This is a genomic window from Streptomyces sp. CB02959, assembly GCF_002803155.1.
GTDB lineage: Bacteria > Actinomycetota > Actinomycetes > Streptomycetales > Streptomycetaceae > Streptomyces.
Window position 1 is genome coordinate 579,433 of sequence record NZ_NNBP01000001.1, and the last position, 23,214, is coordinate 602,646.

General features: G+C 72.1%; 22 protein-coding genes and 2 tRNA genes. 11 read left to right on the forward strand and 13 right to left on the reverse strand.

What is annotated here, in order from left to right:
• Positions 1-144 precede the first annotated feature (144 nt).
• The 4 genes from rsrA to CG747_RS02405 form a co-directional block, all read right to left on the reverse strand.
• A complete protein-coding gene (gene rsrA / locus CG747_RS02390) occupies positions 145-537 on the reverse strand; it encodes a mycothiol system anti-sigma-R factor (RefSeq protein WP_100599874.1) in 393 nt (130 codons plus the stop codon).
• Positions 534-1,235 carry a sigma-70 family RNA polymerase sigma factor gene (locus CG747_RS02395; protein WP_257980187.1) on the reverse strand — a complete coding sequence of 234 codons (702 nt, stop codon included), beginning with the start codon at positions 1,233-1,235 and terminating at the stop codon, positions 534-536. Before CG747_RS02395 ends, rsrA begins: the two co-directional genes overlap by 4 nt.
• 326 nt (positions 1,236-1,561) lie before the next feature.
• Positions 1,562-2,209 carry an alpha/beta family hydrolase gene (locus CG747_RS02400; protein WP_100599876.1) on the reverse strand — a complete coding sequence of 216 codons (648 nt, stop codon included), beginning with the start codon at positions 2,207-2,209 and terminating at the stop codon, positions 1,562-1,564.
• Positions 2,210-2,263: 54 nt separating this feature from the next.
• On the reverse strand, positions 2,264-3,094 hold the full coding sequence (locus CG747_RS02405) for an SOS response-associated peptidase (protein WP_100599877.1): 831 nt from the start codon (positions 3,092-3,094) through the stop codon (positions 2,264-2,266).
• 35 nt (positions 3,095-3,129) lie between these two features.
• On the opposite strand from CG747_RS02405, the gene CG747_RS02410 reads away from it, so the two are divergent.
• From CG747_RS02410 to CG747_RS02425, 4 genes are all read left to right on the forward strand, one after another.
• Positions 3,130-3,843, forward strand: a complete 714-nt coding sequence (locus tag CG747_RS02410) for a M50 family metallopeptidase (RefSeq protein WP_100599878.1) — start codon at positions 3,130-3,132, stop codon at positions 3,841-3,843.
• A gap of 192 nt (positions 3,844-4,035) precedes the next feature.
• Complete coding sequence (gene aroA / locus CG747_RS02415; RefSeq protein ID WP_100599879.1) at positions 4,036-5,388, forward strand: 3-phosphoshikimate 1-carboxyvinyltransferase; 1,353 nt, start codon at positions 4,036-4,038, stop codon at positions 5,386-5,388.
• 13 nt (positions 5,389-5,401) lie between these two features.
• On the forward strand, positions 5,402-6,409 hold the full coding sequence (gene rsgA, locus CG747_RS02420) for a ribosome small subunit-dependent GTPase A (RefSeq protein WP_100599880.1): 1,008 nt from the start codon (positions 5,402-5,404) through the stop codon (positions 6,407-6,409).
• Positions 6,410-6,545: 136 nt separating this feature from the next.
• Positions 6,546-6,869, forward strand: coding sequence for a multidrug efflux SMR transporter (locus CG747_RS02425; RefSeq protein WP_100599881.1), 324 nt, complete (start codon positions 6,546-6,548; stop codon positions 6,867-6,869).
• A gap of 20 nt (positions 6,870-6,889) precedes the next feature.
• On the opposite strand, the gene CG747_RS02430 is transcribed toward CG747_RS02425, so the two are convergent.
• Positions 6,890-7,546, reverse strand: coding sequence for a TetR/AcrR family transcriptional regulator (locus CG747_RS02430; RefSeq protein ID WP_100599882.1), 657 nt, complete (start codon positions 7,544-7,546; stop codon positions 6,890-6,892).
• Positions 7,547-7,731: 185 nt separating this feature from the next.
• Here CG747_RS02430 and hisN point away from each other — a divergent pair, with 185 nt between their 5' ends.
• Positions 7,732-8,535, forward strand: a complete 804-nt coding sequence (hisN, locus tag CG747_RS02435; RefSeq protein WP_100599883.1) for a histidinol-phosphatase — start codon at positions 7,732-7,734, stop codon at positions 8,533-8,535.
• 204 nt (positions 8,536-8,739) lie between these two features.
• On the forward strand, positions 8,740-9,138 hold the full coding sequence (locus CG747_RS02440; protein ID WP_100599884.1) for a cyclic nucleotide-binding/CBS domain-containing protein: 399 nt from the start codon (positions 8,740-8,742) through the stop codon (positions 9,136-9,138).
• Positions 9,139-9,328: 190 nt separating this feature from the next.
• Here the strand turns inward: CG747_RS02440 and CG747_RS02445 are convergent, their stop codons facing one another.
• Positions 9,329-10,858: a catalase gene (locus CG747_RS02445; protein ID WP_374701729.1), complete on the reverse strand. Its 1,530-nt coding sequence runs from the start codon at positions 10,856-10,858 to the stop codon at positions 9,329-9,331.
• 93 nt (positions 10,859-10,951) lie between these two features.
• Between CG747_RS02445 and CG747_RS02450 the strand changes: the two genes are divergently transcribed.
• The 4 genes from CG747_RS02450 to CG747_RS02465 all read left to right on the forward strand — a co-directional run bounded on the left by CG747_RS02450 (position 10,952) and on the right by CG747_RS02465 (position 15,022).
• Entirely contained in the window at positions 10,952-11,371 is a 420-nt protein-coding gene (locus CG747_RS02450; RefSeq protein ID WP_100599886.1) for a Fur family transcriptional regulator, read from the forward strand.
• A 773-nt stretch (positions 11,372-12,144) separates the two neighbouring features.
• Positions 12,145-12,909, forward strand: a complete 765-nt coding sequence (locus tag CG747_RS02455) for an ABC transporter ATP-binding protein (protein ID WP_100600074.1) — start codon at positions 12,145-12,147, stop codon at positions 12,907-12,909.
• Positions 12,906-13,778, forward strand: coding sequence for an ABC transporter permease (locus CG747_RS02460; protein ID WP_100599887.1), 873 nt, complete (start codon positions 12,906-12,908; stop codon positions 13,776-13,778). The genes CG747_RS02455 and CG747_RS02460 overlap by 4 nt, the downstream gene beginning before the upstream one ends.
• Positions 13,779-13,867: 89 nt before the next feature.
• A complete protein-coding gene (locus tag CG747_RS02465; RefSeq protein ID WP_100599888.1) occupies positions 13,868-15,022 on the forward strand; it encodes an ABC transporter substrate-binding protein in 1,155 nt (384 codons plus the stop codon).
• A 61-nt stretch (positions 15,023-15,083) separates the two neighbouring features.
• On the opposite strand, the gene CG747_RS02470 is transcribed toward CG747_RS02465, so the two are convergent.
• From CG747_RS02470 to CG747_RS02485, 4 genes are all read right to left on the reverse strand, one after another.
• Positions 15,084-15,157, reverse strand: a tRNA-Met gene (locus CG747_RS02470).
• Between the two features lie 134 nt (positions 15,158-15,291).
• The gene (locus CG747_RS02475) at positions 15,292-17,127 is read right to left on the reverse strand and encodes a tetratricopeptide repeat protein (RefSeq protein ID WP_180985350.1); all 1,836 of its coding nucleotides are present in this window, start codon (positions 17,125-17,127) and stop codon (positions 15,292-15,294) included.
• 208 nt (positions 17,128-17,335) lie between these two features.
• Positions 17,336-17,409, reverse strand: a tRNA-Met gene (locus CG747_RS02480).
• Between the two features lie 108 nt (positions 17,410-17,517).
• The gene (locus CG747_RS02485; protein WP_100599890.1) at positions 17,518-20,331 is read right to left on the reverse strand and encodes a UPF0182 family protein; all 2,814 of its coding nucleotides are present in this window, start codon (positions 20,329-20,331) and stop codon (positions 17,518-17,520) included.
• 214 nt (positions 20,332-20,545) lie between these two features.
• On the opposite strand from CG747_RS02485, the gene CG747_RS02490 reads away from it, so the two are divergent.
• Positions 20,546-21,100 carry a PPA1309 family protein gene (locus CG747_RS02490; RefSeq protein ID WP_100599891.1) on the forward strand — a complete coding sequence of 185 codons (555 nt, stop codon included), beginning with the start codon at positions 20,546-20,548 and terminating at the stop codon, positions 21,098-21,100.
• Positions 21,101-21,138: 38 nt separating this feature from the next.
• On the opposite strand, the gene CG747_RS02495 is transcribed toward CG747_RS02490, so the two are convergent.
• The 3 genes from CG747_RS02495 to CG747_RS02505 form a co-directional block, all read right to left on the reverse strand.
• Positions 21,139-22,233 carry a PDZ domain-containing protein gene (locus CG747_RS02495; RefSeq protein WP_100599892.1) on the reverse strand — a complete coding sequence of 365 codons (1,095 nt, stop codon included), beginning with the start codon at positions 22,231-22,233 and terminating at the stop codon, positions 21,139-21,141.
• A gap of 90 nt (positions 22,234-22,323) precedes the next feature.
• Positions 22,324-22,527, reverse strand: a complete 204-nt coding sequence (locus CG747_RS02500; protein ID WP_100599893.1) for a hypothetical protein — start codon at positions 22,525-22,527, stop codon at positions 22,324-22,326.
• 134 nt (positions 22,528-22,661) lie between these two features.
• Positions 22,662-23,141, reverse strand: coding sequence for a molybdenum cofactor biosynthesis protein MoaE (locus CG747_RS02505; protein ID WP_100599894.1), 480 nt, complete (start codon positions 23,139-23,141; stop codon positions 22,662-22,664).
• Positions 23,142-23,214: the final 73 nt, after the last annotated feature.

The following is a 23,214-nucleotide window of genomic DNA, read 5'->3' on the forward strand; positions in this document are numbered from 1 at the left end:
GGGGGCGCATCGACGGATCGGGTAGGACGGATCGTCCCGCCCCTCACTCTCAGGGGTGAAGGGGGCGCGCGCCTGTTCGGCGCGCGGGCGGGTCGGCCGGGCGGCAGCGGGCCGGTACGGGACCGGGCCCGCGCTGGGGCGGCCCTACTCGGCGTGCGCGCCGTTGCCGGCCGCGTCGGCCTTCGAGGGCGCTCCGGCGGCGCCCCCGGCGTCCGCCGCGCGCTCCCGCTCGGCCTGCTCGTGCCGGGCCTGGTCCAGGACGCTCACCTCGGGCACGGTCTCCCCGGCCCGGATCAGGTCGATCCGGCCCATGACCTTGGACCGCAGGTCCGCGGGGACGTCGTCGTGCCCGCAGCAGCGCTTGACGAGCTTCTTGACGGCCTGCTCCAGGCCGTACTTCTCCAGGCACGGCGAGCACTCGTCGAGATGGACCTGGAAGTCGGCGCACTCCCCGGCCGGCATCTCGCGGTCGAGATACTCGTAAAGGTGGTCAAGGACCTCTGAGCAGTCCTTCTCGTGCGGCTCTCCGCAGCTCATGATCCCGAGCCTTTCCGGTCGTGCGACTCCGGTGCCTGCGCGGACTCCGGCTGGGCGGACGCGCCCGCCGGGACCAGCCCGCGCTCACGGGCGTAATCCTCCAGCATGCCGCGCAGTTGGCGCCGGCCGCGGTGGAGACGGGACATCACCGTGCCGATGGGTGTCCCCATGATGTCCGCGATCTCCTTGTACGCAAAGCCCTCGACGTCCGCGAGATAGACGGCGATCCGGAATTCCTCGGGGATCGCCTGGAGCGCGGCCTTCACGTCCGAGTCGGGGAGGTGGTCGAGCGCCTGCGACTCGGCGGAGCGCAGACCCGTCGACATGTGGGACTCGGCGCGGGCGAGCTGCCAGTCCTCGATCTCGTCGGCGGCGCTGCGCTGCGGCTCACGCTGCTTCTTGCGGTAGGAGTTGATGAAGGTGTTGGTGAGGATCCGGTACAGCCACGCCTTGAGGTTGGTGCCCTCCCGGAACTGGTGGAAGGACGCGTACGCCTTGGCGTACGTCTCCTGCACCAGGTCCTCCGCGTCGGCCGGGTTGCGCGTCATGCGCAGGGCGGCGGAGTACATCTGGTCGAGGAAGGTGAGGGCGTCCCGCTCGAAGCGCGCGTTGCGCTCGACGTCGCTCTCCGTCCGACCCGCGGTCTGCTCCGCAGCCGGGCCGTCGGTCCCTTCGTCGGTTCCGGTGACCGGACCCACCTCCTCCAACACCGTGGCGGTTCCCGCGGCTGCCGACGCCACAGGCCCTCTCGATTCGGAGAATAGACGACGATCAGGTGCCGCCGCCGCTCCAGCCAGGGCTGACTGCGTCACCTGCATCTGCGGCCACTGCAGGTCGGCGGCCGGTCGGGCCGGGCAAGCGATTCCCATGCGGCGGACTCCCATTCCTCGTGCGCGCTGGCTGTGCTCCATTGCCTACGCATGGCACAACAGCGGCACCGGGCCGGATCATTCCCGGCCGGAGCGGCCGGATTGTTCGCGCGGTCCGGCAGGTCGGCCCGGCACCCCCGCGCCGCCCGGACCGGTCAGCCGAACATCCCGTCCAGCCACGCCACCACCGCGTCGGTGAGCGCCGCCATCGACTCCGCCTCGGTCACCCCCGCCGACTTCGGCACCGCGAAACCGTGGTCGCCGTGGGCCACCTCCGTGAGCTCGGTGCCCGCCGGGAACTCCTCGGGGCGACCGAACGGGTCCCGGCCCCCCTGGACCACCAGGGTCGGCACCCCGGCGCCGGTCAGCTCGTCGGCCCGGGACTTCTCCGGCTTCCCCGGCGGGTGCAGCGGGAAGCTCAGCGCCAGTACGGCGTGGGCGCCCAGCTCGCGCGCCGTCCGGCAGGCCACCCGGGCACCGGCGCTCCGGCCGCCCGCGACCACCGGCAGGCCGGGCTTCTCCAACGCCGGCCAGAGTGCGGTCCATCCGGTGTCCAGGGTCTTGGGCGCGGGCGCCACCTTCTTGCCCGCCACCCGCCACGGCTGCTCGACCAGCGCCACGGTGTAGCCGCGGGCCGGCAGCACCGCCGCCAGGGCCACCAGGTCGCGGGCCTCGATGCCGCCGCCCGCCCCGTGGCTCACGGCGACCACGGCCCGGGCCGGCTCGGCGTCGCGGTACCAGGAGATCCGGGCGTCGCCCGCCGGCGTCGCGACCGTCTCGCTCTCGTTCGCCCTCGTCCTCATACGCCCATCCTGCCCGTGCCGCGCCGGGGAGGGCAGCTCGGCCCGCCCGGCCGGTCAGAACAGCGTGCCGACCTCGGGCCCGTCCAGTTCGGTGACCAGCTCCGGCCCGTTGTTGCGGACGTTGCTGACGTCGGTCGGGACCGGGTGGGCCCGCATCAGTCCGGTCGGCGGCGGGGCCAGCAGCGCACGGAGGTCGTCGGGGTCGGTGCGGGCCGGGTCGAGCCAGGCGTCCCAGCGGTCCGGCGGCAGCACCAGCGGCATCCGCGGGTGGATGTCGGCGAGGGCCTGCGGGCCCTCCCCGCCGGTGGCCCCGGCCAGCGGGGTGGTCTCGGCCTCGGTGGTGACGACGGTGCAGGTCACCCACCAGGCCAGCGGGTGGTCACCGGGCAGGGTGCGGTCCCGCCAGAACTCGTAGAGCCCGGCCATCGCCATCACCGAGCCGTCCGCGGGCGTCACGAAGTACGGCTGTTTGCGGGGGCGCTTCTTCCGGCCCTGCTCCTCCAGCTGCCGCTCGGCGGAGCCGGTGACCCACTCGAAGTAGCCGTCGCCGGGGATCAGGCAGCGGCGGGCGGCGAACGCCTGCCGGAACGACGGCTTCTCGTGCACCGTCTCGGACCGTGCGTTGATCATCCGCGCGGCGCCCTCGGGTGATTTCGCCCACGCCGGGACCAGGCCCCACTTGAGTGTCCGCAGCTGGCGGACCGGACCGGGCGGGAAGGCGGCGGCGGCCTCGCCCTTGAGGGGACGTTCCAGTACCACCCGCACGTTGTCCGTCGGAGCGACGTTCCAGCTGGGCGCCAACGACTCCGTGGGCTCCCACTGCTGGACGCCGAAGACCCCCACCAGTTCCTCGGGCTGCCGGCTCGCTGCATACCTACCGCACATGCATGCCACACTGCCATGCCACACGAAGGGGAGACATGGACACCCACCACATCACCGACGTCTGGGACCGGGTCTTCTCGGCCCAGCCCGGCCCCTCGCTCTGGCTGGTGATAGTCACCGGCGTGCTGGCCCTGGGCGCCGTCGTCCCGCGCACCGCCTGGCACCTGTCGCGGAACGCCGTCACCATCGCCCACGAGGGCGGCCACGGGTTGATCGCCCTGCTCACCGGCCGCCGCCTGGACGGGATCCGGCTGCACTCGGACACCTCGGGACTGACCGTCTCCCGCGGCAAACCGCACGGTGTGGGCATGATCCTGACCGCCGCTGCCGGCTACCTCGCCCCGTCGCTGCTGGGCCTTGCGGGCGCCGCGCTGCTGGCCGCCGGGCACACCACGGCCCTGCTGTGGGGGGCCACCGCGCTGCTGCTGGTGATGCTGGTGATGATCCGCAACGCGTACGGCGTGCTCACCGTCGTCCTGTCGGGCGGCACCTTCCTGCTGGTGTCCTGGCTGACCGCGCCCGAGGTGCAGGCGGCGTTCGCGTACGCGGTGGTGTGGTTCCTGCTGCTGGGCGGGGTGCGGCCGCCGTTCGAGCTCCAGGGGAAGCGGCGGCGCGGCGGGGCCGTGGACTCCGACCCCGACCAGCTGGCCCGGCTCACCCACGTCCCGGCCGCCGTGTGGCTCGGGTTCTTCCACGTCATGACGGTGTGCTCCCTGCTCGGCGGCGGGCGCTGGCTGCTTGGCATATGAATTCGGCATATGAAGGAGCAGCGGATGTCCCTACCGGTGGCATCCGGTAACCCACATTCCGTATGTCGGTGTCGCCCCTGTTGCCCCGGAGAGGCCCGCTGCCTGCGGTTGCACCACGAGAGCCGTGTTTCGCACAGGTTGCGACGCTTTTGATCAAGATCGGAACCCTTGTCCAGCCATTAAAGTAAGGGCATGACCGAGAGCCCCGCCCTTCCTGCCCTGTGGCCCGCCCCCGTCGCCCCGGGGGCGGTCGATGCGACCGTCACCGTGCCCGGCTCCAAATCGGTCACGAACCGCGGCCTGGTCCTGGCCGCCCTCTCCTCCGAGCCCGGCTGGCTGCGCCGCCCGCTGCGCTCCCGCGACACCCTGCTGATGGCCGAGGCGCTGCGCGCCATGGGCGTCGGCATCGAGGAGACCGTCTCCTCGGGCTCCGCCGGCACCTCCGGCGGCGAGGCCTGGCGGATCATCCCCGCCGGCCTGCACGGCCCGGCCACCGTCGACGTCGGCAACGCCGGCACGGTGATGCGCTTCCTGCCGCCGGTCGCCGCGCTCGCCGACGGCCCCATCCGCTTCGACGGCGACCCGCGCTCCTACGAGCGCCCGCTGGGCGGCGTCATCGACGCGCTGCGCGCCCTCGGCGCCCGGATCGACGACGACAACCGCGGCGCCCTGCCGATGACGGTGTTCGGCGGCGGCGCCCTGGAGGGCGGCGCGGTGGAGATCGACGCCTCCTCGTCGTCCCAGTTCGTCAGCGCCCTGCTGCTGTCCGCGCCGCGCTTCAACCAGGGCGTCGAGGTCCGGCACGTCGGCGCGGCGCTGCCCTCGATGCCGCACATCCGGATGACCGTCGACATGCTGCGCACCGTCGGCGCCCAGGTGGACACCCCCGAGGCGGGCGGCGAGCCGAACGTCTGGCGGGTCACCCCCGGTGCCCTGCTCGGCCGCGACCTGGTCGTCGAGCCGGATCTCTCCAACGCCCAGCCGTTCCTGGCCGCGGCGCTGGTCACCGGCGGCCGGGTCACCATCCCGGACTGGCCCGAGCACACCACCCAGCCCGGCGACGCACTGCGCGAGATCTTCACCGCCATGGGCGGCTCCTGCGAGCTGACCGACCAGGGCCTGACCTTCAGCGGCACCGGCCGGATCCACGGCATCGACGTCGACCTCGGCGAGGTCGGCGAGCTGACGCCGGGCATCGCCGCGGTCGCCGCGCTCGCCGACTCGCCCTCCACGCTCCGCGGCGTGGCCCACCTGCGGCTGCACGAGACCGACCGGCTGGCCGCGCTCACCAAGGAGCTCAACGAACTCGGCGGCGACGTCACCGAGACCGCGGACGGACTGCACATCCGCCCCCGGCCGCTGCACGGCGGGATCTTCCACACCTACGAGGACCACCGGCTGGCCACCGCCGCCGCGATCATCGGCCTGGCCGTCGAGGGCGTGGAGGTGGAGAACGTCGCCACCACCGCCAAGACCCTGCCCGACTTCCCCGGCCTGTGGACGGACATGCTCGATCCGTCGTCCGCCCCCGCCCGGCGAGCCTGAGGGTCGCCGCACCATGCGCCGCTACGGGAAGAACCCCGATGAGGACGACGTCCGCGTCCGCCCCAACCGCAAGGGCAACCGCCCGCGGACGAACATCCGCCCCAAGCACGAGGACGCCTGCGAGGGCCTGGTCCTGACCGTCGACCGGGGCCGGCTGACCTGCCTCATCGACGACCGCATGGTCACCGCCATGAAGGCCCGCGAACTGGGCCGCAAGAGCGCGGTGGTCGGCGACCGGGTCGCCGTGGTCGGCGATCTGAGCGGCGCCAAGGACACGTTGGCCCGGATAGTGCGGGTCGAGCCGCGCAGCTCCACGCTGCGCCGCACCGCCGACGACGACGACCCGTACGAGCGGGTGGTGGTCGCCAACGCCGACCAGCTCGCGATCGTCACCGCGCTCGCCGACCCGGAGCCCCGGCCCCGGTTGATCGACCGCTGCCTGGTCGCCGCCTACGACGCCGGGCTGGACCCGCTGCTGGTGCTGACCAAGTCCGACCTGGCCGCGCCGGACGCGCTGCTGGAGTCCTACGGCGCGCTCGGCGTCCCGTACGTCGTCACCAACCGCGAGGAACTGACCGACGGCAGCGCCGCCGAGCGGATCCGGGAGCAGCTGACCGGCCGGATGACGGCCTTCGTGGGGCACTCCGGGGTGGGCAAGACGACCCTGGTCAACGCCCTGGTACCGGCGCGCCGCCGGGCCACCGGGCATGTCAACGCGGTCACCGGCCGCGGCCGGCACACCACCACCTCGGCGCTGGCGCTGCCGCTGCCCGGCGACACCGGCTGGGTCATCGACACCCCGGGCGTGCGGTCCTTCGGGCTGGCGCACATCGACCCGTCCCGGGTCATCCACGCCTTCCCGGACCTGAAGCCGGGCACCGACGGCTGCCCCCGGGCGTGCAGCCACGACGAACCGGACTGCGCGCTGGACGCGTGGGTGGCCGCAGGGCACGCCGATCCGGCCCGCCTGTATTCCCTGCGCCGGCTGCTGTCGACCCGCGAGCGACGCGAGGGCGACTGATCACCGCAAACCCCTGCCACCCGTCCGAGGCGCGGGCATAATCACCCACGTGGCAGGACCGGTCCGGTCTGGTCCCGTCCGGTCGGAAGTGGTCGCCTGGCTGAAGCGGTCGCGGAGCTGACGGAGGCAATGGGATATGGCGTGGCTGCTGGTCGTGGTGGCGGGGCTGCTGGAGACCGGCTTCGCGGTCTGCCTCAAGCTGTCGCACGGCTTCACCCGCCTCTACCCGACCATCGCCTTCGCGGTCTTCGCACTCGGCAGCTTCGGCCTGCTGACGCTGGCGCTGCGGAAGCTCGACGTCGGCCCGGCGTACGCGGTCTGGACCGGCATCGGGGCGGCCGGCACCGCGATCTACGGCATGGTCTTCCTGGGCGACCTGGTCTCCACGCTGAAGCTCGTCTCCATCTCCCTGGTCATCGTCGGGGTGATCGGGCTCCAGCTGTCCGGCTCGGCGCACTGATGTCCGCGGGGGCGCCCGGATCAGCCCGTGAGCCCGGCGAAGGCGCTCCGGACGAGCCGGGAGACCGCCTCGGTCTCGCCGTCGGGCTCCCGCCGCGTCCGCTGCCGCGGCACCGTCACGCGCACGTCCGCCGGTGACCGGACCGGGTCCGGGGCCCGCTCCGGACCTGCCGGAGCGACCACGCAGGACAGGGTCAGCCGGGCCGCGGTCTCGCAGGCGGCGTCCAGGGCCGGCAGCTCCTCCCGGGGCCGGCCGGGCGCCAGCGCCGCCACCGCCCGTTCGCGGAACCGCCCGACGAGCTCGGCGGGCCCGGCCTGGCAGGCCGGCAACCGGTCCCCCCAGCAGCCGGTCAGTGCCGCCCTGACCAGCGGGTTCGCTCGGGCGGTCCGCAGCGTCCAGGTGGCCGCAGCGGTCATCCGGGCGGCCGCGTCGTCCGCCGGTCCGGCCGGTCCGGCACCACCCGGAGCGAGCGCCCGCTCCACTCCGGCCAGATAGGTCTCGGTCTCCCGGCGGACGAGAGCCCGGGCCAGCCCGGCCTTGCTGCCGAACGCGTTGTAGAGCGTCTGCCGGGACACCCCGGCCGCGGCCGCCACCTCCACCATCCGGACGTCCGCCCAGGCCCGGGTCAGCAGCGCCGCGTAGGCGGCGTCCAGCAGGGCCTCGTGCGCCGAGGGCATCCGCCACCTCCCTGGCTCCGCCCGAACCGCGGACCGTGCACAGAATTGACGTGCCGTCAGGGGCTGTCAAGACCTGCCGCGGGCACCCCTCCGGGGCGGGGCCGGTGGTAATCCGCGGGCAGACCACCCGGAGGGCGCGGCATGGCCGTGTGGCTCCCGCGTATACCAGTGGATACTGTTCGCACATGCCCGACTATCACGATGATCTTCGCCTGGCACACGTCCTGGCGGACGCCGCGGACGCCGCGACCATGGAGCGGTTCAAGGCCCTCGACCTCAAGGTGGAGACCAAACCGGACATGACTCCGGTCAGCGAGGCGGACAAATCCGCCGAGGAGCTGATCCGCGGTCAGCTCCAGCGCGCCAGGCCGCGGGACGCGGTGCTCGGCGAGGAGTTCGGCAGCGAGGGCACCGGGCCGCGCCGCTGGATCATCGACCCGATCGACGGCACCAAGAACTACGTCCGCGGGGTGCCGGTCTGGGCGACCCTGATCGCCCTGATGGAGCGCGGCGAGGGCGGTGACCGCCCGGTGGTCGGACTCGTCTCGGCCCCGGCGCTGAACCGCCGCTGGTGGGCCGCGGAGGGCCTGGGCGCCTTCAGCGGCCGCAGCCTGACCTCGGCGTCCCGGCTCCACGCCTCCGAGGTCGGCCGCATCCAGGACGCGTCCTTCGCGTACTCCTCGCTGACCGGCTGGGAGGAGCGCGACAAGCTCTCCGGCCTCCTCGAACTCTCCCGGGACTGCTGGCGCACCCGGGCCTACGGCGACTTCTGGCCGTACATGATGGTCGCCGAGGGGACGGTGGACATCTGCGCGGAGCCCGAGCTGTCGCTGTGGGACATGGCGGCCTGCGCGGTGATCGTCCAGGAGGCCGGCGGGCGCTTCACCGGTCTGGACGGCCGGCCTGGCCCGCACAGCGGCAACGCGGCGGCCTCCAACGGCCTGCTCCACGAGGAGCTGCTGTCGTACCTCGGCGACAGCCGGAGCTGACCCGCCACCGCGCGGACGGGACCGGATTTCCCACCGGATAACCCCCGCCGACCTGCACAGGGGCAGATGTTCGGACTGGTGTCCAACATCTGCCCCTTGTTGTGCGCCCGAGAGCATGTGAACATGAGAACCCCCCACTTTGTGAACTTGTGAATCGTTTCGCATATTCACATGCAACCAAGGAGGTGGCTCTTCTCCATGCCCATGCTCGTCAAAGACGCCATGAGCACGGTGGTCCTCACCATCGGGCCCGCTCACACCCTCCGCCAGGCGGCGCGACTGATGGCGGCCCGCCGTATCGGCGCGGCCGTCGTCTTCGACAAGGACACCTACGGCGTCGGCATCCTCACCGAGCGCGACATCCTCAACTCCCTTGGCGCGGGCGAGAACCCCGACCGGGAGACCGCACAGAGCCACACCACGTCCGACGTCGTCTTCGCGGCCCCGGACTGGACCCTGGACGACGCGGCGGGCGCCATGGTGCGCGGCGGCTTCCGCCACCTCGTCGTCCTCGACGACCTGGAACCGGTCGGCATCGTCTCGGTCCGCGACATCATCCGCTGCTGGTCCGACGTCTCCGAGCGGGCGGCCGCGGCGGCCTGAGGGGCGCTCCGCGCCCCGGCGCGACACCCGCCTCCCGAGGGCGCGCGGGCGGGCGTATGCCGGCACGCATACGCACGAAGAGGCCGGAGCCCCATGGCATCCGGCCTCTTCGGCATGTACGGCAAGCGGCGGTCGGTCGCCCCGCGGACGGCCGCCGCCACGGGGGCGGCGGCCGGACCGCGCGGGACCGCTAGCCGCGCAGGGCCTGGACCGCGGCCTCCAGCCGCTTGCCGTAGTCCGCGTCCGCCTGGCGGAAGTTCTCGATCGCGCGCTGCGCGATGTCGTCGCGGGAGACCTTGGCGATGAAGCCCGCCAGGTTGTTGATCAGGCGCTCCTTCTCCGCCTCCGACAGCAGGCGGTAGAGGTTGCCGGCCTGGACGAAGTCGCTGTCCTCGGCGTGCGAGGGCGCCGCGGTCTCGCCGGTCTCACCCGACACCGGGAACGGCTGCCACAGCGCCCGGCCGGTCTCGGTCGGGCCGCCGAAGCTGTTCGGCTCGTAGTTCTTCTGGCGGCCGTGGCGGCCGTCGTAGAGCACGCCGTCGCGGCCGTGGGTGCGCGCCTCGGTGGCGTGCGGGCGGTTCACCGGGAGGTGGTCGGCGTTGATGCCGACGCGGTAGCGGTGCGCGTCGCCGTACGCGAAGAGGCGGCCCTGGAGCATCTTGTCGGGGGACGGGCCGATGCCCGGCACGAAGTGGTGCGGGGAGAAGATCGACTGCTCGACCTCGGCGAAGATGTTCTCCGGGTTGCGGTTGAGCTCCAGCTTGCCGATCTCGATCGGCGGGTAGTCCTCGTGCGGCCAGACCTTGGTCAGGTCGAACGGGTTGAAGCGGTAGTCGGCCGCCTCGGCCGCCGGCATGATCTGCACCTGGACGGTCCAGGTCGGGAACTCACCGCGCTCGATGGACTCGCGCAGGTCCCGCTGGTGGCTGTCCGGGTCCTCGCCGGCGAGCTTGTTGGCCTCGTCCTGGGTGAGGTTCTTGATGCCCTGGTCGGTCTTGAAGTGGTACTTGACCCAGAAGACCTCGCCCGCTTCGTTGTTCCACTGGAAGGTGTGCGAGCCGTAGCCGTTCATGTGGCGGTACGTGGCGGGGATGCCGCGGTCGCCGAACAGCCAGGTCACCTGGTGGGTCGCCTCGGGCGACAGGCCCCAGAAGTCCCAGACGTTGTCCGCCTCCTGCGAGCCGGAGTACGGGTCGCGCTTCTGGGTGTGGATGAAGTCGGGGAACTTGATGGCGTCCTTGATGAAGAACACCGGGGTGTTGTTGCCGACGAGGTCGTAGTTGCCCTCCTCGGTGTAGAACTTCAGCGCGAAGCCGCGCGGGTCGCGCACCGCGTCGGCCGCACCGAGGTTGCCCGCGACGGTCGAGAAGCGCAGGAACGTCTCGGTCTGCTTGCCGACCTCGGAGAGGAACTTCGCGCGGGTGTACTTCGTCACGTCCGCGGTGACGGTGAAGGTGCCGTACGCGCCGGCCCCACGGGCGTGGACGATGCGCTCCGGGATCCGCTCGCGGTTGAAGTGCGCGAGCTTCTCGATCAGAAGCTGGTCCTGGATCAGACCGAGACCGCCGACACCGGCCGTCTCGCTGTTCTGGTTGTCCGCGACCGGAGCCCCGGTCTCCGTGGTCAGCGGTCCGGTGGTGCTCTCTACCGACACGTGCGCCTCCTGATGTCTCGTACACCTGCCCTTGGCTTTCGCCCAAGCCGATCCTACATTGGACATTGTCTAAGTCAAGAAGCATCCGAAACTCGTACTTGATCCGATGATGGACGACCGCTGCTACCCTGGTGTCTATCTGACTGATAGGTGATTGGCATGAGTGACCTGCTGGAACGACTCCGGGGACGCGGCTGGCGGCTGACCGCACAGCGTCGCGTCGTCGCCGAGGTCCTGGACGGGGACCACGTCCACTACACCGCCGACGAAGTGCACGCCAAAGCGTCCGAGCGCCTCCCCGAGATCTCCCGCGCCACGGTCTACAACACCCTCGGCGAGCTGGTCTCGCTCGGCGAGGTGATCGAGGTGAGCACCGACGGCCGCGCCAAGCGCTACGACCCCAACGCCCATCACGACCACCAGCACCTCGTCTGCTCGCGCTGCGGCACGATCCGCGACGTGCACCTCCACGGCGACCCGCTCTCCGCGCTGCCCGAGCCGGAGCGCTACGGCTTCGAGGTCTCCGAGGTCACCGTGACCTACCGGGGCATCTGCCCCACCTGCAGCACCCAGCCCTGACCCGGGCCCGGGCCCGTCCCGGGCCGCGCCCATGGGCCGCACACCCCGCTGCCGCCACCCCCGGGCCCCCACCCCGGGCCGCACCCCGCGCGGCCGCCCCTTCAGGGCCCGGTCCGCCGAGCCGACCGCCTCCCGGGCCGCGTCCCTTACGGCGGACTGCCACCCGGACCGCGCCCGGCCGCCGACGCACCCCGCGTACGCGCCATACCGCCACCCGCGAACCAGCCGTTCCACGGGCCTCCGGCGTCCCCGGCATTCCCGCGCACCTCGGCTCACCAGCGCCCCGTGGATCTCCCGCGCCCTACGAACCTCCCGCGCCCCACGGACCTCCCGCCCCACGCCCCTCCGGCGGCGACCGGGCCTCCGGCACCGCACCGCATATGCGGAGCGGTCCGCAGGAAACGCCCACGGAGCGGCGGCACACCGCGCGAACCCCCGCACCGCAAGCCCCTTGCCCATATCTGACGGTCCGTCATATCGTCGGCGCGCCGCGTTTTTCGGCCATCGGGACCGACCGTGCCCCGGGCCTCCCGGGAACGCCCGGCCGGCGCCCCGGCGGCACGTTGTCCGCACTCCGCAAGGAGCACCCCGTGGGAGAGCCGCACCCGTCCCCCGCCCCGACACCCAGACCACCCGCAACGCCCCCACCCTCCAGATCAGCCAGACCACCCACACCACCCGCGCCTCCAGCCACCCCGGACACCACCCCACCACCCCCGCAAGCCGCCCGATCCACGCAGGCCCCACACCCCCCAGCCCTCCAAGCCCGCGCGCTGGCCCGGTCGTTCGGGCGGGGCAGCAGGGCGCTGGCCGCGCTCGGGCCGGTGGACGTGGCGATCACGCCCGGCGAGTTCGTCTGCGTCGTGGGGCCGTCCGGGTGCGGGAAGTCGACCCTGCTGCGGATCGCCGCGGGGCTGCTGCGGCCCAGCGCGGGCGAGTTGGAACTCCGGACGAGCGGCGACCGCCCGGCCGCGATGATCTTCCAGGACTACGGCATCTACGACTGGAAGACCGTCCTGGCCAACGTCCGCTTCGGGCTCGACATCCAGCGCGTGCCCCGCAAGGAGGCCGACCGGCGGGCCCGGTCCTGGCTCGCCCGGATGGGGCTCGCCGACTTCGCGGCCGCCTACCCCGCCGCCCTCTCCGGCGGCATGCGCCAGCGCGTCGCCATCGCCCGCGCGCTCGCCGTCGAGCCAGGGATCCTGCTGATGGACGAGCCGTTCGCGGCCCTGGACGCCCAGTTGCGGACCATCCTCCAGGACGAGTTGCTCGCCCTCACCCAGACCACCCGCACCACCACCCTCTTCATCACCCACAGCCTCGAAGAGGCCCTGGTCCTCGGCGACCGGGTCCTGGTGATGTCCGCCCGACCCGGCCGGATCATCGCCGAACGCCGCCCGCCGTTCGCCCGCCCGCGCACCGGAGAGGTCCGCGCCGCCCCCGAATTCGCCGCCCTGAAGGCCGAGTTGTGGGAACTGCTGCGCGGTGAGGTCGCCGGCCGGACCACCACCGACCCCGAGGGGGCCGCACCCGCATGACCACCGCCCTCCACAAGGACAGACCCGGCCCCGACCGCCTCCTGGTCCGGCGCCCCGGCCCCCAGGAACTCCAACCGGAACGCGCCCACCGCCGCCGACGCACGCTCGAAATCTCCCTCGCGGTCGCCGTGCCCCTGCTGCTGGTCCTCTTGTGGCAGCTGGCCGCCGCGCGGTCCTGGATAGACGCCCGGGTCTATCCGGCGCCCTCCACGATCCTGGCCGACGGCTGGCACCGCGCCCTGGCCGGCGAACTCTGGCCGGACGTCCGGGCAACGCTCCAGCGCGTCCTGGCCGGCTACGCCGCCGGGACCGTCAGCGGCTATCTGCTGGGCCTGCTGATGGGCTCCCTGTCACTGGTGCGGGCCGCCCTGGAACCGCTCCTGGACGCCCTCTACGTCGTCCCCAAGCTGGCCCTGCTGCCGATCTTCCTCAACATGTTCGGGCTCGGCGAGGGCCCGCAGATCGCCCTGGTGGCGGCCACCGTCTTCTTCTTCGTCTGGATCTCCACGATGGCGGCGGTGCTCGCCGTGCCCGCGGGCCACCGGGACGCCGGCCGGGTCTTCGGCGCCGGCCGCTGGCAGATGTTCCGGCACGTCCTGCTGCCCGCGTCACTGCCCGCCGTCCTCGTAGGCGCCCGGATCGCCGCGGGCGTCGCCGTCCTGGTGATCGTCGCCTCGGAACAGATCGCCGCGGCCGACGGGCTCGGCCACCTGATCTTCGATTCCCGGGCGCTGTTCCAGAACGACGTGATGTTCGTCGGCATCGTCTGCGTGGCCGTGCTCGGCGTGGTCTTCTCCGAACTGGTGCGGCTGGCGGGGCGGTTCCTCACCCCCTGGGCACCCCGCGACCGCGGCCGCGCACAGAACTAGAGGCCGGCCCGCACACCGGCCCGCACCCACCGTCCCAGGGCACCCCCAGGCCCCCGAACCCCCGGCACACCGGCCCGTACGGAGGTCCCATGCGCACTCGCCCCCGCCCCCGCTTTCGGCCCCGCGCCACCGCCGCCGTCGCCGCCCTGACCGCCGCGCTCGCCCTCACCGCGGGTTGCGCCGCCGGTCCCGACCCCGCCGCCCCCGCCAAGCCGCGCACCATCAAGGCCGTACGGGGCTGCGGCGCCCCCTCCTGGACCGACCCCGCCGACCTCTCCCCCGGCCGCGCACCGGCCCGCTGCGCCAAGGGGACCCCGGCTCCCGCCCCCCTCACCAGGCACCGCACCCTCACCGTCGCCACCGGCACCCTGAGCGCCGAGTACGTCGCCCCCCTGCGGGTCGCCCTGGCCAAGGGCGAGTTCCGCAAGGAGGGCCTGGACGTCCGGCTGAAGGTGCTACCGACCCCGGACGCCCTGCCGCTGCTGGCCAAGGGCGACCTGGACGCCCTCTGGGCGGCGCCGGAAGCCGCCGTGGTCAACGGCGTCAACGGCGGCTTCGACATCCGCTGGGTGGCGGGGAACTTCTCCCCCGGCCCGAAGTCCCGGAGCGGCCTGTGGGTGCGGCTCAAGAACGGGCAGAACGCGTCCTCGGCCTCCCTCAAGGGCACGACGCTGGGCACCATGATCGGCAAGGGCTCGGTGATCATGTACCCGATGGACCGGGCGTTCGCCGCCCACGGCGCCGGCCTGGACTCCGTCACCTTCCAGCAGCTCGGCTCCGCCGACGTCCTCACCGCGCTGACCGGCGGAGGCGTGGACTCCGCCTGGCTGCTGGACCCGGTGTGGCGCCAGGTGGACGGCAACCCGCAGTACGCCTTCCTCGGCGGCCAGCCGCAGGGCGAACCGCTCGGCGGCGCGCTGTACGGCCCGAACCTGCTCCAGAAGGACCCGGACGCCGGCGTCGCCTTCCTCCGCGCCTACATCCGCACCGTCAACACCTACTTCGCCGGCGACTACAAGGCGGACCGGGCCTTCGTCACGGAACTGGCCGGGCTGCTGAAGGTGGACCCGAAGATCCTTGAGTCGGTACCCCCGCTCCGGATGGACTGGGAGATCAGGAAGGGCACCACCGACCGGCTCCAACGGGCCTACCGTGACGCCGGCGTCACCAAGGGGGCGCCGCTGCCGGAGAACAAGCTCGTGGACCGCGACCTGTACGCGGAGGCGGTCGGGCACCGCCCGTAGCCGGATACGCCGGATACGCCGAAGGCCCGGATCCTCAAGGATCCGGGCCTTCGACTTGCAGTAGCGGGGACAGGATTTGAACCTGCGACCTCTGGGTTATGAGCCCAGCGAGCTACCGAGCTGCTCCACCCCGCGTCGTTGTGGGTTTACTGTAACCCCACCGCGACGACCAGCGCAAATCCCTTCCGCCCCGCCCGGGAACAGGGCCCGGGACCCGGTCCGCTCGACCGCGTCCCGGGCACCGGAGCCACCGGCCCCGCCCGCCGGCGTCAGGCGCTCAGCTCCTCCTGGAGCGCCGCCCGCAGCCGGGCCGCCCGCTCCGCCACCTCCGGCGGACCAAGTTCCACGGCCCGCGCGCACCAGCGCTGGGCCTCCGCGAGCGCCCCACGACGGGCGGCGATCAGCGCCAGCCGCAGCGCCGCCCGGCCGTGCCCGCTCTCGGCGGCGCGCTGCCACCACAGGGCGGCCTCGGGAAGGCTGCCCTCGCGGGCCAGCAGCAGCCCGAGGTTGAAGGCGCCGTTGCGGCTGCCGGCCTCGGCCGCCTCGCGGTACCAGGCCGCCGCCTCGACGGCGTCCCCGCGAGCCGCCGCGAACATGCCAACCCGGACCTGAGCGCGGCGGTGACCCTGCCGGGCGGCCCGCTCGTACCACTGCCGGCTCTCTTCGTCCCCGGACCGCTCGCCGTCCGCCTCCGCGGACCGGCGGTCCAGGAGGTCGGCGAGCCGGAAGGCCGCCTCGGCGCTGCCGCCGCCGGCCGCGCAACGCAGGTTCCGCTCCGCGTCCGGGAGGTCGCCGTCGCGCAGCTGCGCTATGGCGACCTGGAGCGCCGCCTCGGTGTGCCCGGCGGCCGCCGCCCGCTCGTACCAGGAGCGCGCCAGCCGCTCCTCGCCGCGCCCGGCGAACAGGATGCCGAGGTTGAACGCGGCGTCCACGCTGCCGGCTTCGGCCGCCTTGGAGAACCACGGCTCGGCCCCGGAGGCGTCGCCGCGCTGGAGCAGCAGGATGGCCAGCGCGTTGGCGGCCTCGCGGTGGCCGGCGTAGGCGGCGCGGCGGTACCACTGCTCGCCCTGGCCGGCCCGGCCCTGCTCGGCGCAGAGCAGGCCGAGGTTGTAGGCGCCGTTGACGTCCCCGGCGTCCAGCGCGGCGCGGTACCAGCGCTCGGCGGTCTGGAGTTCACCGCGGTCGGCATGGAGCGCGCCCAGGGCGTTGGCGGCGTTGCCGTCGCCGTCCTGGGCCGCCCGCCGCCACCACTCCGCGGCGCTCTCCTCGTCCCCCGCGTCACGCAGCAGGAAGCCCAGCGCGCAGGCGGCACGGGCCTCGCCGTCCTTGGCCGCGGAGAGGTACCAGCGGCCGGCCTCCTGGATGTCGCCGCGCTCCTCCAGCAGCGCGCCGAGTTGCAGCGCGGCCCGCCGGTGGCCGCGGGCGGCGGCCTGCCGGTACCACTGCTCGGCCTCGGCCTGCTGGGTCAACTCCCCGTAGGCGGGCACCGCCCGGCGGTCGGCGTCGCGGCCGCCCTCGATGACCCGGGCGAGCCGGTACGCGGCCTCGCGGTGACCGCGCTCGGCGGCGGCGCGGAACCAGCGCTCGGCGCCGATGTCCCCGCGGTGCTCCAAGAGGTCGGCGAGGGCGTACGCGCCCAGGTAGTGGCCGGACTCGGCGGACTGGCGCAGCCAGTACTCGGCTGCCGGTTCGTCGCCTCGCTCGCGGTAGTGGCGCCCCAGGGCGTGCGCCGCGGCGGCGGATCCGGCGACGGCGGCGATCCGCCACCAGCCGGCGGCCTCGTCGGCGTAGCCCCGCTGGTGCAGGAGGACGCCGAGGTTGTTGGCCGCGGCCCGGTCCCCGGCGGCGGCCGCGGAGCGGAGATACGGCTCGGCTCCGTCGAGGTCGGCGCGGCGCAGCAGCATCGCACCCAGTGCGCTCATGGCGGCGGTGTCGCCCGCCTCGGCGGCGCGGCGGTACCCGGTCTCGGTCACCGCGTCGGACGCCTCGGCCGTGCTGTCGGCCTCCATCGCGTCCATCGTCATCTCGGAATCGCGCCCCTCATCGGGCGCCTGCACAAACCTGTCCGTCTCCAACAACCTTGCCTTGTCCCCCATAAGAACCATCGTCGCATCACCTGTAACCCGCGTACACCTGGTATACCGCAGCCGGTGAGGTCACTTCAGCGGTTTGTCGACTTCCCGACACGGCGACATGCCAAACTCAAGCACACAGCTTTCCCCCATGGGTTTTCCGACCCGCCCCTGACGAGCTTTGACCCGAACGCATGACAAAGGCCCGGATTCTCAAGGAATCCGGGCCTTGGTCTTTCAGTAGCGGGGACAGGATTTGAACCTGCGACCTCTGGGTTATGAGCCCAGCGAGCTACCGAGCTGCTCCACCCCGCGCCGTTGTGACTCCAACGTATCACGCCACGGGGGCCACTCTTGACACACGGGCCCCGGTGGCCGCCGGTTCGCACCGGCGGCCACCGGACCTCGGTCCGCGGCAGCGGCTCAACTGCCCGACTTGCCGCCCTTCTCGGACGCCTTGGCCGCCCGGTCCAGCGCGGCCTTCAGCTTCTTCTGGGCCTCGCCGTACGCGCCCCAGTCGCCGGCCACCCGTGCCTTCTCACCGTCGTCGTACGCCTTCTCGGCGTCCGAGAGGGCCTGCTGCACGGTCTGGCCGGACGGCGGCGGCTGCTCGCCGGTCTGACCGCCGCCGGGCGGGGTCTCCGAGCCCGTGCTCGGCGCCTTCTTGCCGAAGACGACGTCGAGCGCATCCTTGAGGCTGTTCTCCAGGACGGGCTTGCTGTCGCCGTAGCTCACCAACACCTTCTTCAGGAGCGGGTAGTTGGTGTTGGCGCCGCGCAGGTAGACCGGTTCGACGTAGAGCAGCCCGCCGTCCAGGGGGACGGTCAGCAGGTTGCCGTACTCGATCTCCGAGTCGCCGAACTTCTTGAGGATGTTCAGCTCGTTGGCGATCGTCGGGTCGGAGTTGAACTTCGACTGGGCCAGCTGCGGGCCCGGCACCGGTGTCTGCGCGGGCAGCTTCAGCAGTCTGATCTTGCCGTACTCGGAGCTCGTCGCATCGGCGTCGACCGCCATGAAGGCGCCCAGGTTGTCCTTCTTGTTGGGCGTGAAGGTCGTCGTCAGCGAGAACGCCTGTTCCTTCTGGTCGGGCATCTTCATGCTCAGGTAGTACGGCGGCACCGCGTTGCCCGACTTGGTGGTCGGGTCGCTGGGGATCTGCCAGCGCTCCGAACCGGTGTAGAAGGTGCCCGGGTCGGTGACGTGGTACGTGGTCAGCAGCTGGCGCTGCACCTTGAAGAGGTCCTGCGGGTACCGCAGGTGGGCCTCCAGGTCCGGGCTGATGGAGCTCTTCTTCTCGACCGTGCCGGGGAACGCCTTCATCCAGGTCTTGAGGACCGGGTCCTTGGTGTCCCACTGGTAGAGCTTGACCGTGCCGTCGTACGCGTCGACCGTCGCCTTGACGGAGTTGCGGATGTAGTTGACCTGGTTCTGCTGGGCCACCACCGCCCGCTGGCCGTCGGTGAGCGAGTCGGCGGTGCTGTCCCCGAGGGTGGTGCGCGAGGCGTATGGGTAGCCGTTGCTGGTGGTGTACGCGTCCACGATCCACTGGATCCGGCCGTCGATCACCGCCGGGTAGGCGTCGCCGTCGATGGTCAGCCAGGGGGCGACGGACTCGACGCGCTCCTTGGGCGTGCGGTTGTACAGGATCCGCGAGCCGTCGCCGATCGCGCCGGAGTACAGGATCTGCGGCTCCCCGAACGCCACCGCGTACGCGGCGCGGTTGATCGGGTTGGACAGGCTGACCCCGCTCTTGCCCTGGTAGCGGTAGCTCTTCTCACCGCTGTCGTCGGAGTAGTCCAGCTCCTGCTGCGGCCCGCCCACGATGGAGTACTGGGTGGTCTTCTCGCCGTAGTAGACGCGCTGTTCGTGCGGCGGGAGCTGCCCCTTGGACGGCAGGTCCGACTCGGTGTACTGGGGGCCGCCGCCGTCGGCGATCTCGGTCCCCTTGGCGGTGACCGCGCCGTAGCCGTGGGTGTACTTGAAGTGGTCGTTGATCCAGTTGCGCTCGGGGATGCCGGCGATGTTCAGCTCGCGCAGGCCGATGACGGTGTCCTGCTCCTTGCCGTCCTTGTCCTTGTACCGGTCGACGTCCAGGGTGGACGGGAACTGGTAGTAGGCCCGCACCTGCTGCTGTTGCTGGAAGGCCGGCGAGACCACGTTCGGGTCCAGCAGGCGCATGCTGGCGGTGGTGTCCGCCTCGTCCCGGAGCCGCTGGCTGTCCTCCTTGGTGGCCGGCTTGTTGTTGCCCTTGTAGGGCGTCACCTCGGAGTCCTGGATGTCGTACGCGTCCCGGGTCGCCTTGATGTTCTGCTTGATGTACGGCGCTTCCTTGGCCTGCTCGTTCGGCTGGACCTGGAACTTCTGGACGATCGCCGGGTAGAGCCCGCCGATCAGCACGGCGGAGAGCACCATCAGGCCGAACCCGATCACCGGCAGCTGCCAGGTGCGCCGCCAGAGGGTGGCGAAGAACAGGACCGCGCAGATCGCCGCGATGAAGAACAGGATGGTCTTCGCCGGGAGATAGGCGTTGGCGTCGACGTAGCGCAGACCGGTCCAGTTGTCGGCCGATTTCAGGCCGCTGGACTTCACCGCCAGGCCGTACCGGTCGAGCCAGTAGGCGATCGCCTTCAGGGAGACGAAGATGCCCAGCAGCACCGAGAGGTGGCCGGTGGCGGCGGCGGTCGCCCGCGAACCGGGGCTGGTCAGCCGCAGCCCGCCGTAGAGGTAGTGGGTGAGCGCGGCGGCCACCAGGGACAGCACCGCACAGGCGAAGCCGAAGCTCAACAGGAAGCGGTACCAGGGCAGATCGAAGGCGTAGAACGAGACGTCCTTGTGGAACTGCGGGTCCGTCGTGCCGAACGGGACGCCGTTGACCCACTGGAGCCACGTGCGCCACTCACCGGAGGCGGAGGCCCCGGCGATCAGCCCGATCACCGCGGTGACCGCGACCAGCGCCCACTTCTTGAACGGGGCGACGCCCATGCGGTAGCGGTCCAGGCTCTGCTGCTCCATGGACATCGCGCTGAGCGGCGGCCGCAGCCGGTGCGCCAGCCAGATGTTGACGCCGACGGCGACCGCCATCACGACGCCGAAGGCGAAGAACAGACCGATCTTGGTCCGCAGGGTGGTGGTGAAGACCGAGGAGAAGTGGACCGACCGGTACCAGAGCCAGTCGGTCCAGAATCCCGAGAACATCACGAAGAGCATGGCCAATACGGCCAGCACGCCCAACGTCATGAGCAGGGTCCGCAGCCGTCGCGACGGTCGGCCGACTCTGATCCGTGGCCCGGTGGGGCCTCCGCCGCGGTCCGGCATCTGGAAAGCCAAGGTGCGCACCTCGAAGTTCGCTGTCGTGTGGGGCGGGCCCGGCGATAGTAGGACCCAGTGATGCAACTTACGACGGCTTTACTCGGTTCCCGATTTCCGGGGTTCACAAGGCACGATGTTGGGCATGACCAACCTCCCCGTTGACGGCACCCCGCTCGCCGCCGACCCGCTGACCCGTGCGGTACTCGAAATCGACGAGTACACCGCCGGGCTCGGCTGGGATCAGCCCGCCCGTTTGTTCGCCCTCGTCGACACCGCCAAGCTCCTTGCGCAGGAGCCCTCGCTCGCCGCCCAGCTGGGCATCGACGAGTCCGCCGACGCCTCCCTGACCCCCATCGAGCAGGACGAGATCCCGGCCGGCGCGCCGCTGGACGAGTTCCTCGCCACCATCGCCTGGCCGGACGCCGTCGTCGGCTGCGCCTTGACCGTGGAGCGCCTGATGCTCCCGCCGTCCGCCGAGAAGGCCGAGCCGGCGGGCATGTCCGAGAAGCAGCTCGCCAAGTGGGTCGCCGAGCACCCCGAGCGCCAGGAGGTGCGGATGACGGTGGCCGTCCTCCGGGACGGCGCCCGCGAATCGGCGCTGCGGCTGCGCGAGAAGGACTCCACGTCCGAGGTGCTGACCGGCAAGACGCTGGTCCCCGGCCTCGCGGACGCGCTGGCGGCGACCTTCGAGGAGTAGCCGCACGGCGGGCCGGACGGCCCGCCGGTCGCCCCCCGCTAACGGCCTGCCGGGCTGCAGCTCGGCAGGCCGGCGGTGTCGTTCTTGCGGATCTTCTCCAGCGCCTGCACCGCGTCTCCTATGGTGCTGACCTTGACCAGCCGGAGCCCGCTGGGGGTGTCCTTCGCCGCGGCCGCGCAGTTCTCCTTGGGCGTCAGGAAGAACTCCGCGCCCTTGTCCCGCGCGCCGATCGTCTTCATCGAGATGCCGCCGATCGGGCCGACCTTGCCCTGGTCGTCGATCGTGCCGGTGCCGGCGATGAACTTGCCGCCGGTCAGACCCCCGCCGGGCGTGAGCTTGTCGACGATGCCGAGCGCGAACATCAGGCCGGCGCTCGGGCCGCCGACGTCGGCGAGCTTCACGTCGATGGGGAACGGGAAGATGTGGTCCACCTGGGCCTGGATGCCCACCACCGCACGGCCGCCGTCCGCCGCGGTGGCGATCGTGATCTGCTTGCCGGGGCCCTCGGGCCGCTTGCCCTGCTTCTCCGCCGCGGCCGCCTCCTTGGCGGGGATGACGGTGAAGACCACCTTCTCGCCCGGCTTGTGCCGGGTGACGAACTTGGCGACGTCGCCGCTCTGCTGGACGCTCTGGCCGTCCACCGCCTTGATCACGTCACCGGCGTGCAGCAGCCCGTCGGCCGGCTTGTCCTTGACGACGGCCCCCACGACGGTCTGACTGGCGACCGGGATGTGCAGCTGCTGGAGCGCGGCGGTCTTGGCGCTCTCCTGGGACTGAGTGAACTCCTCGGCGTTCTGCTGATCGGCCTGCTCGGCCGTCTGGCCCTCCGGGTAGAGCGTCTTGTGCGGCACCACCGCACTGCTCGGGTCCAGCCAGCCGTAGACCGCCTCGAAGAGGTTCATGTTGTAGTCCGGCCCGGTGACCCGGACCGTGGTCATGTTGAGATTCCCGGTCGTCGGATAGGTCTTCCGGCCGGAGATCTGGAGGACCGGCTCACCGTTGTGGTCGCCGAGGGTGTTGACCGTCGGGCCCGGCGACATCTCGGAATACGGAACGGGGATCAGCACCCCGGCACAGAGCAGCGCGATCAGCATCAGGGTCGAGGCGAGCAGCGTCGCGGTGCGGCGTGGCATGGAACGACAGTACGGGACGGGTATGACAACCGGCCCGCGGGGCCGTCCGTACGGGGACCGGCGGCCGCACCGGACCGGGCACCGGAGACGTCAGGCCGGTTCCGAGGCGTGCTCGGGGGCGGGCGCGGCCGAGGCGGGAGCGGCGTGCTCCTTCTCCATCGCGGCGCGGAACCGGGCGTAGCCCGCCAGCTCGGCGACGTCCCCGGACCGGCGGTTGCGCATGGCCCAGCTGCTCCACAGCGCAGCGATCAGCCCGGCCAGCACCGGAATCAGCAGCCAGAGCAGCGCTCCCATGGCGACCTCCCTACCCCTTGCGCGCCCGCGATCGACAAATAAGCAGATTAACCATCTGCCAGGTCAACGCTGGTGCCGGGGAGCCGGTTACGCAACCGGAACCCGGGGTACCGGTTCGGCCCCGGAAGACGGCGCTACGCGCCGACCCACTCTTCCGTCCCGTCCGAGAACGTCTGGTGCTTCCAGATGGGGACCTCGTGCTTGAGGTCGTCGATCAGCTTGCGGCAGGCGGCGAACGCCTCGGCGCGGTGGGGGCAGGAGACCGCGACGACCACGGCCAGATCGCCGATGGCCAGATCGCCCACCCGGTGGACGGCGGCCAGCGCGCGGACCGGGTAGTCGGCGACGACCTTCTCGGCCACCCGGCGCAGCTCCTCCCCGGCGGTCGGGTGCGCGGAGTAGCCCAGTCCGTCGACGTCCGAGCCGCCGTCGTGCGAGCGGACGGTGCCGACGAAGAGTGCGGTGCCGCCCGCCGCCTGGTCCCCGACGGCCGCGAAGACCTCGTCCACGGACAGCGCGCTGTCGCGGATCTCCAGGAGCCGGATGGGGTCCGCGGCGCCCTGCTCACCAGGGTGGTCGCGGCCGGTGGACGGGCGGGTGTGCGTGCCAGACATGGTCCCATCGTGCCGTACCGGGGGCACCCCGGGGAATGGCCGTTTCCACCGGGGGTCCGGCGCCCCGTATGGA

Coding starts and splice junctions, on each gene's coding strand:
- rsrA (WP_100599874.1), bottom strand. CDS start 537: ATGAGCTGCGGAGAGCCGCACGAGAAGGACTGCTCAGAGGTCCTTGAC.
- CG747_RS02400 (WP_100599876.1), bottom strand. CDS start 2,209: ATGAGGACGAGGGCGAACGAGAGCGAGACGGTCGCGACGCCGGCGGGC.
- CG747_RS02405 (WP_100599877.1), bottom strand. CDS start 3,094: ATGTGCGGTAGGTATGCAGCGAGCCGGCAGCCCGAGGAACTGGTGGGG.
- CG747_RS02410 (WP_100599878.1), top strand. CDS start 3,130: ATGGACACCCACCACATCACCGACGTCTGGGACCGGGTCTTCTCGGCC.
- aroA (WP_100599879.1), top strand. CDS start 4,036: ATGACCGAGAGCCCCGCCCTTCCTGCCCTGTGGCCCGCCCCCGTCGCC.
- rsgA (WP_100599880.1), top strand. CDS start 5,402: ATGCGCCGCTACGGGAAGAACCCCGATGAGGACGACGTCCGCGTCCGC.
- CG747_RS02425 (WP_100599881.1), top strand. CDS start 6,546: ATGGCGTGGCTGCTGGTCGTGGTGGCGGGGCTGCTGGAGACCGGCTTC.
- CG747_RS02430 (WP_100599882.1), bottom strand. CDS start 7,546: ATGCCCTCGGCGCACGAGGCCCTGCTGGACGCCGCCTACGCGGCGCTG.
- hisN (WP_100599883.1), top strand. CDS start 7,732: ATGCCCGACTATCACGATGATCTTCGCCTGGCACACGTCCTGGCGGAC.
- CG747_RS02440 (WP_100599884.1), top strand. CDS start 8,740: ATGCTCGTCAAAGACGCCATGAGCACGGTGGTCCTCACCATCGGGCCC.
- CG747_RS02445 (WP_374701729.1), bottom strand. CDS start 10,858: ATGTCCAATGTAGGATCGGCTTGGGCGAAAGCCAAGGGCAGGTGTACG.
- CG747_RS02450 (WP_100599886.1), top strand. CDS start 10,952: ATGAGTGACCTGCTGGAACGACTCCGGGGACGCGGCTGGCGGCTGACC.
- CG747_RS02460 (WP_100599887.1), top strand. CDS start 12,906: ATGACCACCGCCCTCCACAAGGACAGACCCGGCCCCGACCGCCTCCTG.
- CG747_RS02465 (WP_100599888.1), top strand. CDS start 13,868: ATGCGCACTCGCCCCCGCCCCCGCTTTCGGCCCCGCGCCACCGCCGCC.
- CG747_RS02475 (WP_180985350.1), bottom strand. CDS start 17,127: ATGGTTCTTATGGGGGACAAGGCAAGGTTGTTGGAGACGGACAGGTTT.
- CG747_RS02485 (WP_100599890.1), bottom strand. CDS start 20,331: ATGACGTTGGGCGTGCTGGCCGTATTGGCCATGCTCTTCGTGATGTTC.
- CG747_RS02490 (WP_100599891.1), top strand. CDS start 20,546: ATGACCAACCTCCCCGTTGACGGCACCCCGCTCGCCGCCGACCCGCTG.
- CG747_RS02495 (WP_100599892.1), bottom strand. CDS start 22,233: ATGCCACGCCGCACCGCGACGCTGCTCGCCTCGACCCTGATGCTGATC.
- CG747_RS02500 (WP_100599893.1), bottom strand. CDS start 22,527: ATGGGAGCGCTGCTCTGGCTGCTGATTCCGGTGCTGGCCGGGCTGATC.
- CG747_RS02505 (WP_100599894.1), bottom strand. CDS start 23,141: ATGTCTGGCACGCACACCCGCCCGTCCACCGGCCGCGACCACCCTGGT.